The sequence below is a fragment of the Comamonas suwonensis genome (assembly GCF_012844455.2).
In the GTDB taxonomy this organism is placed as follows: Bacteria; Pseudomonadota; Gammaproteobacteria; order Burkholderiales; family Burkholderiaceae_C; genus Comamonas; species Comamonas suwonensis.
This window is the reverse complement of record NZ_JABBCQ020000003.1, coordinates 48,729-65,484: the sequence shown is the minus strand read 5'-3', so window position 1 is coordinate 65,484 and position 16,756 is coordinate 48,729. Positions and strand designations below refer to the sequence as shown.

Annotated in this window: 9 protein-coding genes; 6 read left to right on the top strand and 3 right to left on the bottom strand. The window is 60.3% G+C overall.

What is annotated here, in order from left to right:
• The first annotated feature begins 11 nt into the window (after positions 1-11).
• From HF327_RS04165 to HF327_RS04150, 4 genes are all read left to right on the top strand, one after another.
• The gene (locus tag HF327_RS04165; RefSeq protein ID WP_169107047.1) at positions 12-920 is read left to right on the top strand and encodes a LysR family transcriptional regulator; all 909 of its coding nucleotides are present in this window, start codon (positions 12-14) and stop codon (positions 918-920) included.
• Positions 921-1,337: 417 nt separating this feature from the next.
• Positions 1,338-5,084 (top strand): autotransporter outer membrane beta-barrel domain-containing protein, encoded by a 3,747-nt coding sequence (locus HF327_RS04160; protein ID WP_169107046.1) that lies wholly within the window; start codon positions 1,338-1,340, stop codon positions 5,082-5,084.
• A gap of 193 nt (positions 5,085-5,277) precedes the next feature.
• The gene (locus HF327_RS04155; protein WP_169107045.1) at positions 5,278-7,671 is read left to right on the top strand and encodes an adenosylcobalamin-dependent ribonucleoside-diphosphate reductase; all 2,394 of its coding nucleotides are present in this window, start codon (positions 5,278-5,280) and stop codon (positions 7,669-7,671) included.
• Between the two features lie 46 nt (positions 7,672-7,717).
• Entirely contained in the window at positions 7,718-8,431 is a 714-nt protein-coding gene (locus HF327_RS04150) for a DUF2625 domain-containing protein (protein WP_236024042.1), read from the top strand.
• 85 nt (positions 8,432-8,516) lie between these two features.
• Here HF327_RS04150 and HF327_RS04145 read toward each other — a convergent pair whose 3' ends face one another.
• Both HF327_RS04145 and bla read right to left on the bottom strand, forming a co-directional pair.
• Entirely contained in the window at positions 8,517-9,941 is a 1,425-nt protein-coding gene (locus tag HF327_RS04145; protein ID WP_169107044.1) for a chloride channel protein, read from the bottom strand.
• A 167-nt stretch (positions 9,942-10,108) separates the two neighbouring features.
• On the bottom strand, positions 10,109-11,014 hold the full coding sequence (gene bla / locus HF327_RS04140) for a class A beta-lactamase (protein WP_169107043.1): 906 nt from the start codon (positions 11,012-11,014) through the stop codon (positions 10,109-10,111).
• Between the two features lie 110 nt (positions 11,015-11,124).
• On the opposite strand from bla, the gene HF327_RS04135 reads away from it, so the two are divergent.
• Entirely contained in the window at positions 11,125-12,000 is an 876-nt protein-coding gene (locus HF327_RS04135) for a LysR family transcriptional regulator (protein WP_169107042.1), read from the top strand.
• A 171-nt stretch (positions 12,001-12,171) separates the two neighbouring features.
• On the top strand, positions 12,172-12,849 hold the full coding sequence (locus HF327_RS04130; RefSeq protein WP_169107041.1) for a glutathione S-transferase: 678 nt from the start codon (positions 12,172-12,174) through the stop codon (positions 12,847-12,849).
• 115 nt (positions 12,850-12,964) lie between these two features.
• Here HF327_RS04130 and HF327_RS04125 read toward each other — a convergent pair whose 3' ends face one another.
• On the bottom strand, positions 12,965-16,756 hold the full coding sequence (locus tag HF327_RS04125) for a hypothetical protein (RefSeq protein WP_236024041.1): 3,792 nt from the start codon (positions 16,754-16,756) through the stop codon (positions 12,965-12,967).

Here is a 16,756-nt window from a genome sequence, read left to right as displayed (position 1 = left end):
ACAATCAATTGATGGACCTCGACTCAATTCGCATCTTTGACCGTGTAGCCGAGCTGCAAAGCTTCACTCAGGCTGCCGAGCAACTGAATTTGACCAAAAGCCGCGTTTCCACCGTCGTGCAACAGCTGGAGCAGCACATCGGCACCCGCCTGCTACAGCGCACGACACGTCAGGTACGCCTTACAACCGATGGCGAACGCTTTCTGGACGGCTGCAAGGCATTGCTTAATGATGCGGAGCAGCTGAAAAGCATGTTTCAGCCCGCTGCAAGCGGCTTGCACGGGAGTCTGCGGATTGAGTTACCCACCACGCTGGCGCGCGATGTCGTCATGCCCCAGCTGCCCGAATTTCTGGCCTTGCACCCCCTGCTGGAAGTAGGCATCAGTACCAGCGACCATCTGGTTGACTTGGTCAAGGAAGGCTTCGACTGCGTGGTGCGTGTTGGCGCGCTGGCAGATACCGGCTTGATTGCACGCCCGCTGGGCATGATGGCAATGTGCAACCTGGCCAGCCCTGCTTATTTGAGCCAGCACGGGACGCCCCACACGCTTGCAGACCTGGCACAGCATCGGATCATTCACTACGCCAGCAAGCTCGGCACCCAAGGAGCTGGCTGGGAATACCGAATCGGCCCCAAGCGGGTGGTCGAGCCCATGCGCTGTGCACTCGTCGTGAATGGTGCTGATGCTTACGAAGCCGCCTGCGTTGCCGGCCTGGGGCTGATCCAGGCTCCTGCCCATGGCGTCCAGGCACTGGTCAATCAAGGCTTTCTCGTCAAAGTCATGCCCGACCTTACCGCTGCGCCCATGCCGGTTTCATTGCTGTACCCTCATCGCAAACACATGGCACCACGCGTCTCTGCCTGCGTGAACTGGCTCGCCAAGGTCATTGAACCTTACCTGGCCCAAGCGGGGCAATAAGCAGATGGCGAGGCCAAGGTTGCCCCATGATCGAGATGAGCGTTAGCTCAGCAAAACGCAGTCATTGGCAGCCTGGGGTGGAATCCAATGCCTTGATCGGTCCTTGCCATGCCACCTGAGCGACCTTAGGCGCATTGACAGAGTAGATGTCCGCGACATCACTGCGGCAGCTCGTGCGGCTGCAGGGACATCGGTTCATGACTTGCGCCGGGTCGACATCGATAGGGAATAGGCTCACGGTGTAGGCTCAAGCGAAACATTTTGGCAGGCACCACAACCGAGACATCGGTCCCCCTGACTTCAATCCCACCTATTCCATCACTCCTGCGATCCAACAAGCACAAGGACATGGACATGACGCCGAGAATTGTTTTTGCAGGTGCTTTGCGCCTCAGTCCTCATGCACGAGTTTGGCCTGTGACACTGATCACGGCTTTGCTGATCGGTGGGCCTATTCAGCTGGTGCAGGCGCAAATGATCGAGGCATCGGGCGATATCGATCCGTTTCCGCCCGCGTCACCGGGGCCGGTGTGGAATATAGGCGGCAGCCTGTCCGTGGGGAAGGCTGGCACGGGAACGCTGACCATCCGGGATGGTGCCGCAATCAAGGGGGCCAACGGCCATATCGGCGAAGAAGCCGGCAGCAATGGCACGGTGACCGTCACCGGCAAGGACTCGAACTGGAATAGCGCGGGAGGGCTGACCGTTGGTGAACGCGGCACCGGCAGGCTCATCATTCAGGACCAGGCACAGGTGGTCAGCCGCGACGGCACTTTGGGCGATTGGGATAGCGGCAGCGGTGAGGTTCTGGTTTCCGGTGTCGGCTCGCGCTGGGACATGCGCTCCAGTTTTTTCATCGGCGTTTCAGGCTCTGGGCTGTTGAACATACAGAACGGCGGTTTGGTCTCCAGCAACTTCGCCAGCCTGGGGCTTTCAAGCGGCCGCGGCACGGTAGCAGTGTCGGGCGCGGGTTCGGCCTGGCTCAATGCCTTTGACATCACGATTGGTGACAGCGGCCTTGGCGAGCTGTCGGTCAAGGATGGCGGCCTGGTCCGTACCGACACGGCCTTTATGGGTAGCTTTGAAGGAAGCCGGGGAGTGGGCTTGGTCTCTGGCGGTGGTGCGCTTTGGGAAAGCGGGGCTTTATCGGTAGGCGTAGGCGGTGCCGCAAGCTTGCAGCTGAGAGACGATGGCCGTCTATCCGTCTCTGGCGCAGGGGTCGACCTCGCCACCTACAGCACCGCATCTGGTGCGATTGATATAGGCGCAGCATCGAAAGACCCAAGCGATGCAGTGGCCCCGGGCACGCTGGAGGCAGCCCAGTTGCGCTTCGGCGAAGGCTCTGCCACGCTGAACTTCAATCACACGGGCAGCGCCTATGCCTTTGCCGCAACTCTTTCCTCTGCTCTCACCGGCTCTCATCAGATCAATCACTATGCCGGTGTGACCCGCCTGAGCGGCGACAGCCCTGGTTTTCTGGGTCAGACCCGCGTTCAGGGAGGCACGCTGATCGTGGATCAGCGGCTGGGCGGGACGGCCTTTGTCAACGCCGGACAGTTGCAGGTGAATGGGAGTTTCGCAGGGCCGGTTAGCGTGGAGCTAACCGGGATGCTGGCCGGGGCGGGCACGGTCAATGGTGCGGTCCAGTTTTCCAACGGTGGCGTGCTGTCTGGCGTACAGGGCCAGACGTTAACGATGGCAGGCAATCTCAGCCTTGACAGCGCAAGCGATATCAATGCGGCCTTCGGCGCCCCTGGCAGCACGGTGCTGTTTCGTGTCGGCGGGGATCTGGTGCTGGATGGCAATCTGCACGTCAGTGATATCGGCGGCTTTGGTCGCGGAATCTATCGGCTGTTTGACTATGGCGGTAGGCTGACGGACAAAGGTCTGCTGATTTCGACAAGCCCTACGGGAATTCCCGCCGGTGAGTTGCATATTCAGACCGAGGCAAAAGGACAGATCAACGTGGTATCGGCCTTGGGTGCCACACTGCGCGCCTGGGATGGCGGCAATACGGCGCTGGATGACAACGGCGTGATTGACGGGGGCTCGGGGGCCTGGCGCGCCGATGGTGAAAGCTGGACGGAAGTGGACGGCGCGCTCAATGGGCCTTACCAGCCCAATCCGGGCTTTGTCATCTTCCAGGGCACCGCAGGCACCGTGACCGTGGACCGCTCGGCGGGCCCGATTGGCATTCTGGGCGCACAGTTTGCCAGCGACGGTTATCGGATCGACGGCGATAGCATCGACTTGCAAGGTGAGAATGGGATGACGATGGTGCGGGTTGGCGATGGAACGGCCGCAGGCTCAGGCATGAGTGCCACCATCACCGCGCCTCTGACCGGTGCGAGCACGCTGGTGAAAACCGATCTGGGCACCTTGGTACTGGGAGGACGCAACACTTACTCTGGCGGCAGCAAAATCGACAGCGGCGTGTTGTCCGTGTCCAGCGATGCCAATCTGGGTGCCGCTTCGGGCGGTATCGAGCTGAACGGCGGAACGCTTGCCACGACCTCCAGCTTTGATACTGGCCGCACCATCACCTTGAGCACAACAGCCGGGCGCGTACAGGTCGCAAGCAATACCGAACTGGGCATGACGGGGTCTATCGTGGGCAGAGGAGGCCTGGTCAAGCAAGGTCTGGGAACACTGCGCTTGGATCATGTGAGCAGCACCTACAGCGGAGCCACCGAAGTGGCACAGGGACGGCTGCTGGCGGCTACTGCCAATGTGCTGAGCCAGGCATCGGCCCACACCGTGGCGGCCGGTGCGGTGCTGGATATTGCTGGCCACAGCCAAAGCATTGCCGCCTTGAACAACAGCGGTCTGGTGATGCTCAGCAACCCGAACAGCAGCAGGCCGGGCACGGTTCTCAAGCTCACCGGCCCGTATGTGGGAAATAGCGGCACGCTGAGCCTGTCTGCCAAGCTGCAGGGCCCGGGCAGCGCCAGCGACATGCTGCTGCTCAGCGGCAGCAATGCCGTGGCGAGTGGCAATACCACACTTGCCGTGAGCAATGCAGGAGGCCTGGGTGCGAAAACCGATGCCAAGGGCATCGTGGTGGTGGGCACGGAGAACGGCGCCAGCCTGAATCCTGGTGCTTTCACGCTCGCCGGTGGGCAGGTGGATGCGGGGGCATTTGAATACCGCCTGAAAAGCGATGCCTCTGGGGCCTCGCTGCATTCGAGCATCAACGGTATCGATACCTCCTATCGAGCGGAGGCGTCGTTGATCAGCTCATTGCCGTCGCAGCTGCGCCAAGCCGATCTGACCTTAGTGGGAAATAGACAACAGCGGGTTGGCGACGATATCAACGAGGGCCGTGATAGCCGCCAAGCTCGCCAGACTTGGGGGCGGCTGATCCGAAGCGAGCCACGCATCAGTCAGCCGGGGCTGGTAAGCGCGCGAAGTCAGGCCCTGCTGACGGGTTTTCAGGCGGGTCTCGATGTCTGGGCGAATGGCGACTGGAAAACGGGCCTGTATGTGGGGCAACTGAGCGGAGATGTGCAGGTGCGAGGCTTTTCCGGCGGGCAACAAGGCCAGGATGTGGGCTTCAACAGTCTTCGCAATCGCTATATCGGCGTCTACGGCAGCTACCAGAATGCACAGAATTTCTACCTAGATGCAGTGCTGCAGGCTGCCGACTACCGAAGCGAGCTTTACACCCGCAGCAATGCCTCAGCACTGACAAAGGGTTATGGCTGGCTGGCATCGCTGGAAGCTGGCCAGCCTCTGCCCTTGCACGGCGGCTGGCAGATTGAGCCGCAAGCGCAGCTGATTTACCGCAACATGACACTGGCCGACACCACCCTGGGGACGACTTGGGTCGGCATCCGCGCAGACAATGACTGGCTTTTGCGCTTGGGGGCTCGCATCAAGGGCCGCTTCCCGACTTCTTTCGGCGTATTCCAGCCTTCGGTACGGGTCAATCTCTTCCATGCCAATCGCGCCACCGATGTGGCCAATTTTATGACCGCGTCAACGACCACCGCCATTGCGGCCCAAGGCGGCTATACCAGTACCGAACTCGCGCTAGGCGGCACCTTGAAGTTGAACGCCATGACCAGCGTTTATGCCGAACTCAACAAACTATGGGCCAACGGCGGTGATACACGGGTCAAGACGGGAGTGCAGGCCATTCTGGGTGTGAAACGCAGTTGGTAGCGGGTAGCGCCTGAAAATCCGCGCCAAAGGCTTCAGAGGCTCTGATCCGCAAAGTTTTTCAGGCAGGCTCGCTATTTTTTGCGCGTATTTGGTCGCTTTTCAAAATTACCACTTTGTATTTGTTGCGTTGCGTCACAGCATTCGGGCTCCAACTGGGTACAAAGGTGTACCTGACTTGAGCAAGCGAGCCGCCATGACCCCTCTTCCTCCACAAGCCATCAGCCAGGATGTGCTGGCCGAAAAATACCTAGCCACCGGCGAACAAACCGAGCAAGACCTGTTCGCCCGCGTAGCACGGGCGCTGGCTGCAGTTGAAAAGCCCAAGCTGCAGGCCCACTGGCAGCAGCAGTTTCTGGACAATCTGCAGCGGGGTGCAATTGGTGCGGGGCGCATCATGGCAGCGGCCGGGCTGGATACCAAGGCCACGCTGATCAACTGCTTTGTCCAACCCGTGGCAGACGCCACCAACGGCTTTGACACCCAGGGCAATCCCGGCATCTATACGGCGCTCTCTCAGGCGGCCGAGACCATGCGGCGTGGCGGCGGCGTGGGCTACGACTTTTCCAATCTGCGACCGCGCGGTGCACTGGTGCGGGGCACCAACTCCTATGCATCGGGCCCCTGCTCGTTCATCGATGTATTTGATGCGTCTTGCACCACGGTGGAATCCGCCGGTGCGCGACGCGGGGCCCAGATGGGCGTGCTGCGCATAGACCACCCCGATGTGCTGGAGTTCATCACCGCCAAGCGGCAAAAAGGCCGCTGGAACAATTTCAATGTCTCGGTCGGCATGAGCAGCGCCTTCATGCAGGCGGTCAGGGACGACGCCGGATGGGCGCTGGTCCATGTCGCCAGCCCCAGCGAAGTGCAAATTCAGGCCGGAGCACACCTCAGAGAAGATGGTCTCTGGGTCTATCAAAGCACCTCGGCACGCACGCTGTGGAACGCCATCATGCAATCGGCCTATGACTTTGCCGAGCCGGGCATTCTGTTTCTAGACAACATCAATGCCGACAACAACCTCTGGTACGCCGAGCAGATCGCTGCCACCAACCCCTGCGGCGAGCAGCCGCTGCCGCCCTACGGCTGCTGTGATCTGGGGCCCATCATTCTCACCCGCTTTGTGCGCGAGCCCTTCACGCCGCAAGCGCATTTCGACCTCGCCGCCTTCCGCGCCTCCGTCGCCATACAGGTGCGCATGCTGGATAACGTGCTGGACGCCACTGTCTGGCCACTGCCCGAGCAGCAGCGCGAAGCCCAGCAAAAGCGCCGCATTGGCGTGGGCTTTACGGGACTGGGCGATACGCTGATCTTGCTGGGCCTGCGCTATGCCAGCGATGAAGGGCTCAAGCAAGCCGAGACTATCGCTCGCACCATGCGCGACGCGGCCTACGCTGCGTCTGTGGAACTGGCGCAGGAAAAAGGGGCCTTCCCGCTGTTCAACGCCAGGCAATATCTGAAAAGTGGCTTTGCCAAGCGCCTTCCCAAGGACCTGCGCGCCGCCATCAAAAAGCAGGGCCTGCGCAACAGCCACCTGCTGTCCATCGCGCCCACGGGTACGGTATCGCTGGCTTTTGCCGACAACGCATCGAACGGTATAGAGCCCGCGTTCTCGTGGACCTACACGCGCAAAAAACGCACGGCCGATGGCGGTGAGCAGTTCTACACCGTGCAAGACCATGCATACCGGCTCTATAAGGCCATGCATGGCGACGGCGCTCTACTGCCCGACTACTTTGTCAGCGCTTTAGAGATGAGCGCCAGCGAGCATGTCGCCATGATGCGCTGCGTGCAGCCATTTATCGACACCTCGATTTCCAAGACCGTCAATATCCCGGCCGACTATCCGTTTGAGGACTTCAAAAATCTCTATATGGAGTGCTGGGAGGCCGGCCTCAAAGGCTGTGCCACCTACCGCCCCAACGAGACGCTGGGTGCGGTGCTGTCACTGGAATCCACAGCAAAAACGCCTGCTCAGCAATCTACACAAGCGCAAGCAGCTATCAATTCAGGAATCAACAGCGGCATGGGCGCCGTGGTGGAGCGTCGCCCCGAAGGCCCGCTCAACGCTGTGGTCGACAAGATCGAATACTTCACCCACGACGGTGCGCGGCGGCTGTATCTGGTGGTCAGTTTCATGGTGGTGGATGGCGTGGAGCGACCCATCGAATTTTTCATGCCCGTGGGGCAGACCGGCGAGAGCCAGCAATGGATCACGGCCACCATGCGCAGCCTGAGCCTGGCGGCGCGCGGCGGCTTTCTCGACAAAGCGCTTGCCGATCTGCGCAAGGTCGCCTGGGATAGAGGCCCGGTGCGCTACGGCTTCAAGACACGAGATGACGGAACCCGCATTCCGCTGTGGCACGACAGTGAGGTGGCACTACTGGCCTACGCCATTCAAAGCATCATCGCCAACCGAGGACTGCCTCAGCCAGCGCCCAGTACTGCGGCCACGCCTGCATCCGAAACCGAGAAAACGGTTCCCGTCAATGGCAAAAAATGTCCTGACTGCGGTGCACATGCCATGATCAAAAAAGATGGCTGCAATTTCTGCACCGCCTGCGGCTATGTGGGCTCTTGCGGTTGAATACGCAAAGGCGAATCACGAACACACCAGTCAAATGACGCAATGATTGCGTGCACTTCAAAGTCCGCATCGCTGGATCGGCAAATACACTGCTGCTATAGAAAACTCCATACACCAGCAATCAATGCGAAAACTTGAAGAACTCCTGGATCCGCAAGAATCCGCATGGCCTCTCGTCCAGGAGTGGGTCGAAGGCTGCGAGTTGCCCATTCAAGTGCTGCCGCCCTCCGCGGTATGCGACTCTGTGCTGGCGGATCTTCAGGTTTCTACTCGTTCGCCGCTGGGCGCTATTGCGCATGGAACAGGCGGAATACTGATTGATGGCGGCTGGCTGAGAATGCTCGGATCAGGTCACCCCAAGCTCAGCCGCAACCTGAGCAACTGGAACCACCAAAGAGCCAATGGATTTATGCTGATTGCGGACGATGTTCTGGGTGGATTTTTTGCGATCAATGGCGGTGGACTTGGAAAGGACCAAGGGGCAATCTACTATTTCGCACCCGATACCTTGGCTTGGGAATCACTGGAAGTCGGGCACTCTGAATTTACGCAATGGGCCTTTACGGTCCGACTGCGCGAGTTCTACAGAGGGTTTCAATGGGAAGGCTGGCAAGCGGACGTCGCCGCCTTGCACGGCGATTCCTGCTTCAGTCTCTACCCTTTTCTGTTTACCGCGCAAGGATCTGTCCAAACCAGTTCGCGCAAGCCGGTTTCGATCGCCGAACAGTACGCTTTCCATTTGGCAGGCGGCAAGCCATGACTGGCTCAACCATTTTCGTTACCCCTGCTTGAGAAAGCTCGCAACGGACGTGTTGCGCAATCTCGCATACGCCCGGACAGCCACCTCAATAAGGTTTACGAACTGAATCTGTCGCCGCAGGCTCTTCTTTTGAAACTGCCTGCGCCGCATCTGCCTGAACGACGGTCGCTTCCGGCTCCGGCTCTTTTGGCATGGACCCCCTTGCCACATGGAGCATGTGCAGAGCCAGCGATTCATAAAGAGGCCGCGCAATCATGCGCGAGATCATGCTGGCGATCATGGCCGAGGCCATCAGGCTGAGCACCAGCGAATGGCCATCCACCATCTCCATCACAATGATGAAGGCCGTCAACGGAGCCTGGGTGACGGCAGCCAGAAAGGCGGCCATGCCCATGGCGATCAAGGCTGGAGCAATATCCGTTGTCCCGACAATGGATGCCACGTTATTACCCACCCCCGCACCAATCGACAGCGAAGGCGCAAAGATTCCGCCCGGCACACCCACCCAGGCCGATAGCCAGGTGGCGATGAATTTGAGGGTCACATAGAACTCGGGGACATCGGCTTCGCCCTGCAGCATGTGCTTGACAGCTTCGGAGCCTGCGCCAAAAGTGGCACCGCCAGTGACCACTCCGATAACGGCAATCAGCAAGGCCAGAACAGCCGCAAAGCGAATGGGAAAACGGGACTTTAACTTGTTCAAGCGCTCGGTCGATGAAGTCAGAGAAATAGTCATCAGCTTGGCAAACAATCCCCCCAGCACACCGCAGGTCAGCGCCACCGCCAGACAAGGCAGCAGATCATGCCAGCTCAACTCCTGCACCCGAATGCGTCCGAAGTAGCTGAGATTGCCGAACATCGAGACCCCCATCAGGCCTGCTAGCACAATGGCCGCGATGATCAGCCCGCTGGAGCGCGACTCCAGCTTACGCGACAGCTCCTCAATCGCAAACACCACGCCCGCCAGTGGTGCATTGAAGGCGGCAGCAATGCCCGCTGCACCGCCAGCCACCAGCAGCGCATGGGTGTTGATGACCGACTTGGGGCCCAGCCAGCGCCGCGCCGAATGCATGACGCCTGCAGCCACTTGCACCGAAGGCCCTTCGCGCCCTATCGACAGGCCCGCCAGGAAGCCGGCACTGGCCAAGATGATCTTGGCGAACGATAGCCACAAGGACACAAAGCGGCTGCGCAAAGTGGCGCCGACGCCGGGCTCCAGCGTGGCGATCACCTGTGGAATACCGGAGCCGCTGGCACCAGGGGCCCATTTGCGCGTGGCCCAAACGGCAACAGCCGTCACCGCTGGCATCCAAATCAGAACCAGCCAGCCGTTGGTGCCGTGATAAATGCTCTCAAAAAAGCCGAACGCTGCCTCGGCCAGCAGCGTGAATGCCACCACGCTCAGACCCGCTGCAGCGGCATAGGCCAGCACCACCGTCCGCTCCAGCCAGCGCTTGCCATCGCGCATTTCTTCATTGAGGTTGTGAAAGAAATCTGGCTCTTGCTGCATGGGAGGGGCAATCGGTTCGGTCTAGGGCTGGCGGGTGAATGCCTACATTCTGCGCCCGCGAGACCAGCTACCCCATCGGCATTAGCCACAACAAGCCATTTGAAAAAACAAGGGCCGCACCGTTTCAATACGCAATACCGGCAAAGCCACGATTAGCACACGGCAATTCAGATCGCGTAATACCAGCGCTTGAGCGCTTCACCCGCCTTGGCCAGCACCGCTTCACGGCCAGCCAGGTCGAGCTTGCTGCCAGTCAGATAAGCCGTTACCAGTAGTGGCGCTGACTGCTCGCTAGGCCAGGCGATGAGGGTATCGCAGGATGTGCCATTGTCCCCGCTGCCCGTCTTGCCGCCTATCGTCCATTGTTCGGGCAGGCCTGAGCGCACGCGCTTGTCGCCGGTGCGGCTATCCAGCAGCCATTGATGCAGCAGCGCGCGGAATGGACCATCCAGCACGTCTGCAAGCAAGATTTTTTGCAGGCTCAGCAGCATGGCCTCAGGGGTGGTGGTGTCGCGCTCGTCGCCTGCCAATGCCGTGTTCAGTGTGGGCTCATTGCGATCCAGACGCGTGATGCTGTCACCCAGACTGCGTAACCATTGCGTCAACCCAGCCGGGCCACCCGTCGCCTCCAGCAACACATTGGCGGCCGTGTTGTCGCTGACAACCACCGCCGCCTCGCACAGGTTTTGCACCGTCATGCCGCCATTGGCGCCCGCCCATCGGGCAGATACGGGCGACCAGGCAATGACTTCAGCGGTTGCGTAATACCGTTTGTGCCACAGCTTGATCTCGCCGCTTTGCGCCAGCGACAGCACGCGCGCGACCAGCAAGGTCTTGAAGGTGCTGCACATGGCAAAGCGCTCATCGCTACGCCAGCCCGCAGCCGCACCGCTGCTGGTATCCAGCGCATACAAGCCCAGCCGCCCCTGCGCCTGTACTTCTAGGGCAGCCAATTCGTCACTCAAAACCTTTGCCGCCACCGCTTGCTGCCTGGCGATAAAAGCACAGCCCGACAGACCCCAGGTGCTCAGACCCAAGGCCAGTCCTGTTGTCAGCACGCCGCGTCGTTGCATAAGTTCCTCTTTTGCTTCATGGTCATGATTGAAAGCATATAGCGGACACTTCGCATGAACCAGCAGTAATAATTGACGTAATCCATTAGAAAAACTTTTATATCTCTCGTATGCAACTGCCTCTGAACGCCTTGCGCATGTTTGATGCCGCTGCCCGCCACCTGAGCCTGACCCGCGCCGCTCAGGAGCTGCATGTGACGCAGGCCGCCGTCAGCCAGCACATCCGCAATCTGGAAGAGCGGCTGGGCAAGCCGCTGTTCAGGCGACTGCCACGCGGGCTTGCCTTGACCGATGAAGGACAGGCGCTGTGGCCCGTGGTGACGCAGAGCTTTGAGCGCATACAGCAGTCGCTGCAGCAAGTGGCCGAGCCCCGGCCGCGCGAAATTCTGACTGTGGGCGTAGTCGGCACATTTGCCATTGGCTGGCTGATTCCGCGGCTGAGCCAATTCCAGCAACTACAGCCGCATATCGACCTGCGCCTGCTGACGAATAACAACCGCGTCGATCTGGCCGGCGAAGGGCTGGACGCCGCCGTGCGTTTTGGCGATGGTGCCTGGCACGGCACCCATGCGCAAATGCTGCTGCGCGCCCCGCTCTCGCCCATGTGCACGCCTGCGCTGGCCCAGCAGCTGCGCGAGCCTGCCGATCTGGCCCGCCAGAGTTTGCTGCGCTCCTATCGCAGTCAGGAATGGGAGGGCTGGTTTGCCGGTCTTGAGCAAACCGCGCCACTGGCACGCGGCGCCATGTTTGATTCATCGCTGACACTGGCCGAGGCCGCTGCGCAAGGTGCAGGTGTTGCCCTGCTGCCCACGCGCATGTTCGAGCACATGCTGCAGCAAGGGCGGCTGGTACGGCCATTTGCGCATGAGGTCGATACCGGTGCCTACTGGCTGACCCATCTCAAGTCGCGCCCGGCCAGTGGCGCACTACAGGTCTTTCGCCAGTGGCTTCTTGCACAGCTGCAAGCGGACTCTGAAAATATTTAAGCCAGAACGCTTCAAACCCCTTGTTTATCAAGCGCAATCAGCTATCAATTCAAGAGCATTTCAGACAAAGGATGCCGGACACCGCTGCATGGCTTCAGGTGAGCAGTTACAGTAGCCACTCAGTAAGCGCCACGGCGCTTTTGTTTTACCCATTTCATCTGACCACCTGCCTTGACTGCCGCCTCCTCCCTGCCCGTTCTGTACTCTTTCCGCCGCTGCCCTTACGCCATTCGCGCCCGTCTGGCCCTGGCCCATGCAGGTCTGCCCTGCGAGCTGCGTGAAATCAATCTGCGCAACAAACCTCATGCGCTGCTGGATGTATCGCCCAAGGGCACGGTGCCAGTACTGGTGCTGCAGGATGGTCAAGTGATCGAGCAAAGTCTGGACGTCATGCTGCATGCCCTGCGCAGCAACGACCCCGACGGCTGGCTGCAGCCCACGCAAGGCAGTCTTGAAGACATGCAGGTCCTGATTGAGCGTAATGACGGCTTTTTCAAACAAGCACTCGATCGCTGCAAATACCCCGAGCGCCACAGCGCCGAAGCCGTGAATCAGGCACAGGCCGACGCGCTGACCTGGCTGGCGGATTTGAACGACCAGCTGGAAGAGACCGGCTACCTGTTTGGCCTGCACCCCAGTCTGGCCGACATGGCACTGCGCCCCTTTGTGCGCCAGTACGCCCGGATTGATGAGGCGCAATGGAACGAGCAGCCCTGGCCGCATCTGCAGGACTGGCTGCAACGCTGGATTGATTCGGCCCTGTTTGCCGAAATCATGGAAACCTATCCCGGCTGGGTGCCCGGTACCACAGGCCCCACCTTTGTGAGCAAAAGCATTGAAAGCCTTTGATATTGATTTGATAGCTGATTGCGCTTGATACATAAGCGCCACAACCTGATTTGATATTAAAAAGCCCCGGCAGCTTGCGCTGCCGGGGCTTTTTCTTTGGGGCTCTGGGTGCTGCTCAGTAGTACCCCACCATATTCAAATACCAGCCCTTGGCCCGGTAGTCATCCACCTTGGTCAGGTCGCCCTTGAACTGCGTAAAGTTGTAGCCCACACCAATGCGCAGGTTCTTGGTCAGGTCGCGGTCCACGCCGACCAGCCAGCCGTTCTTGTCGCCGCCGTCTTTGACACCCAGCCAGCGGAATTCGGCCAGTGCGTGCCACTGGTTCATGACTTCGTAGCGGGTCTGAACAGCTGCGAAGGTGGTCGCTGAATCAAACCATTGACCGTTGCCTCGGCCAAACCTTGCCTTGCCTTCGCGGCGCGCAAGTTTCACGGCGTTCTCCCACCTATGGCTCCAGCGGTACACGCCTTCCAGCGAGACGATGTGCGACTGCTGATCGTAGTAGGCGGACGAGCTGCTGCTGGTGCCGTCCCAGCCGACCTGGCCCAGCGAGCTCATGTCGTAGAGGTAGGTATAGCGCCCGAAGATGCCCCAGCGGGAGCTGTCCCATGGGCGGTAGGCAAAGCCGAGACTGCTTTCCACAAGCTTGGCACCGGCTTCGACGCTATTCTTGTCCTTGGTTTCAGAGTAGTTGAGCTTGCCCGCAATGCGCCAGCTGCTGTCCACTTTGTGGGTAAGGTAGTTGGTCAGCACCCATTGGGTGCGGTTTTCTGCTCCGGAGTCCCTGCGCCATTCCACCTTGCTGCTCCAGTTGGTGCGCACGTTGGTGCGGCCGCCGTAGAGACTGATCGCATCACGACTCACGTTGCCGGTGGTAGCCGTCAGGTCACCGTGCTGCAGGGTGTAACCCAGACGCCAGTTCTGGCCGGGGTAGAAGTCCATACCAAAGGTATGGGCCAGACCGCTGCCGGTACGCGGGTCCTTCAAGTACTGACTTTCGTTGAAGATGTTGGTGCGCTGGCTCAGGCGCCAGCGCTGGCCCAGCGTCAGGCCGGGTCGCTTGCCGTTGTTAAACAGGCTATCGTACTGGGTGGTGTCGGTCGATATGGTGTAGCCGCCGTAGAAGCTGTGCTCTGGCGTGAGCTTGTATTCGCCGCTCAAGGTCAGGGCATTGCCCCGGCTGCCGTGAGTTGCTTCACCGCTGACGGAAGACTGGTTGCCAAACAGGTAGCGGGCACCAGCGGTCAACGCATCGTTGTTGCGGTATTTGCCGCCGTCGTTATCAAGCGTGGCCTGACCGATTCCGTACAGCTCAAGCGACGGCGTCATGCGCTGGCTGTACTTAAGGGCGGCCAGCGTGCCAATGCCTTGGCCGGTGTAGCGGTCTTCATCCACACGGCGCACTTCGGCGGTGAGCGCACGTTTGTCGTCCATGCGCCACTCGCTGGTGACCTGGGTTTGCGTGAGCGATTCACCGCCACGCTCGGCACGGCTGTGCTTGGCGTAGAGGGTCATGTCGGGGCGCAGCTCGCCCAGCAATTCGGCGCCGTATTCGGTAACGTCCTGGCCCAGGTAGTCGGTACGTGCTGTGGAGAAGCCTGCATCGACCTTGCGCCACCAGGCGCCGGTGCTCCAGGCGCTTTGGGTCATGCCCTGCTCTTGCAGGTTGACGCGGGCTTCAACCGAGGTTGCATCGCCCTTGCGGACAGCGGCAGGGTTCAGGCGCGTAAAGCTCAAACCACCGTTGTCCGAGAAGAACACGGGCACGCTGGTGGATTCGCTGTGGCTGCGCTCGACCTTGAGGTAGGTGCCTCGGCCGGCTTGCAGGGTGACGTCTACGCTTTTGAGCTTGTAGTCGTCGCCGTCGTTTTGCTCATCGACGTAGGTTCCGCCCACGGCCACATGCTCGCCAATCCATTGTTTGCCACGGCCACCCACGGTCATGTTTTTGCGCAGGTCGCTGGGAGCGTATTCGTAGTCCACCAGCAGGCGCTGCTCGTAGCCGGACAGCGGTGCGTCTCGAGTGATGGAGTTATTGCTTTCGCTGGCAATCTGGGCCAGAGGGCGACGGGTGATGATGCGCCCCTGATAGGAGTCCACTTCATAGTCGGCGCCCCGCACCAGCTGCTGGCTGCTGATGGTGCGGCCGGTGGCACGGTCACGCACTTCGAGCATGACGATGTCGGAGCCAGGCAGGATGTCGGTGTGGCGCAGGTAGTAGAGGCTACCGCCGGTGCCCAGCAGCTCGGTGTGGCCGTGGGCTGTGTTGCTGTCAGAGGCGAACACGCGCAGTTGGGACTTGGCTTCGCCCAGCTGTGTGGTGTCATTGCTGCGCAGATTGGCGGCGGCGCCGTAGAGCGAGCGCTGGTATTGCGCAAACTCGGTGCCGGTCAAGCCCGTGGCGTAGTTGCCCCACAGGGCCTGGTTCTTGTCCCAGTCGGCACGCAGGTACATGCGGCCCTGGGTGTCGACGTCACGCGTGGTGGTGGAGTCGTCACCGTAGGTCAGGTAGTACTGATCGGGGTCAAGGCGGCGGAAGACGTCTTTGGCGTAGGTATCGGTGAAGCCGTTGAAGAGGCTGCCGATCTGACGCTCGGTGGTGTCAGCTTGCGCCGTGACCAGGTACTTGGACTGGAGCTTGGTCTTGAGGTAGAAGGCCAGGCGGGCATCGGTGAGCAGGTCCTTGTCTCTGCCCTCTTGCAGGAAGCCTTCATGCGAGCCACTGAGGCTGTTGCCTTGCAGGGTCACATCGGCCAGGGCCACGCCAAAGAAGTATTCACCGCTGACATCGATGCCCAGCTTGCGCTCGACCTTGCCGGAGCGGCCATCGACGGCCACATCAAACACATGCTGGCCCACGGGCATCATGTATTCGGCAACAAACTTGCCTTCCATGTCCACAGGGTAGCTCTGGCCGTTGATGTTGAGCGTGGTGCCTTCGGGGATGTTGCGGCCCTGAACGCGAACTCTGGAGCCATAGAACGGGATGTTCTGCAGGCGCAGACCATTGCCGGCAAAGGCGCTGTTGATCAGGCTTTGCTTGAGCGCTTGCTGTAGGGACAACGAGCCGTTCATGGATTTTTCTAAATTGTCACGTAGCAAGGTGTTGGCACGTTGCTCGTCTTCGGGCGTGACCAGCTGGAATTTGCTGGGGTAGGTTTCGTCGAACTGAACGCTCTTGCCTTCCCCATTAGGCTTGGCATAGGCCCGCACGATGTAGATGAGCTGGTCACCCACACGATAGCGGTAGTCGCCAGACAGCTTGCCATCCCATTCGGTGGAGACAACCGCCCCCACCTTGAGCGGCACGGTGGCCACGGGCTTCACAAAGTCGGTGTCGCTGGCCCTGAAGACCAGCAGCTCCATGCGCTCGATGAAATCCGGGTAGTTGCTGCGCACATAGAAGTTGACGGGCTTGGTGATGCGGCCCATGTCCAGCGGCACCAGGGTGGGGCCGGAGGCAGTCAGCTCGGCCTGACCCAGTGTCGGGTCTTCGGTGGCCCAGATCACGCCACCATCGGGCAGCGAGAAGGAGAAGCGCCCGCGTACATTGGCCTTGCCCGGGGCTTTGAGGCCGATGGAGACACGGCGATCCGGTGCCAGCTCTTGCGAGCTGGACTGGCGGCTGGTGCCCTGGGTCAGAGGCTGGTCGTAGCTTTGCGAGTTCAGACGGAACAGCATCTGACCATCGGCATCACATTGACCCGATTGGCCTGCAGCGCATGCAGCACTTTCGTTAGCTGCTTCTGTTTGAGGAGCAGTGGTCGTTGCAGCAATCGTTGCCGTAGTCGCTGCAGTGGTGGCGGCTGTACTAGCCGCCGGTGTTGTGGTCTCGGCAGCCCAGACTCCAGCCGCCGATCCCGCCATCAAACTCATGATGGTGTAGTCAAGCAATTTCATTTTCAT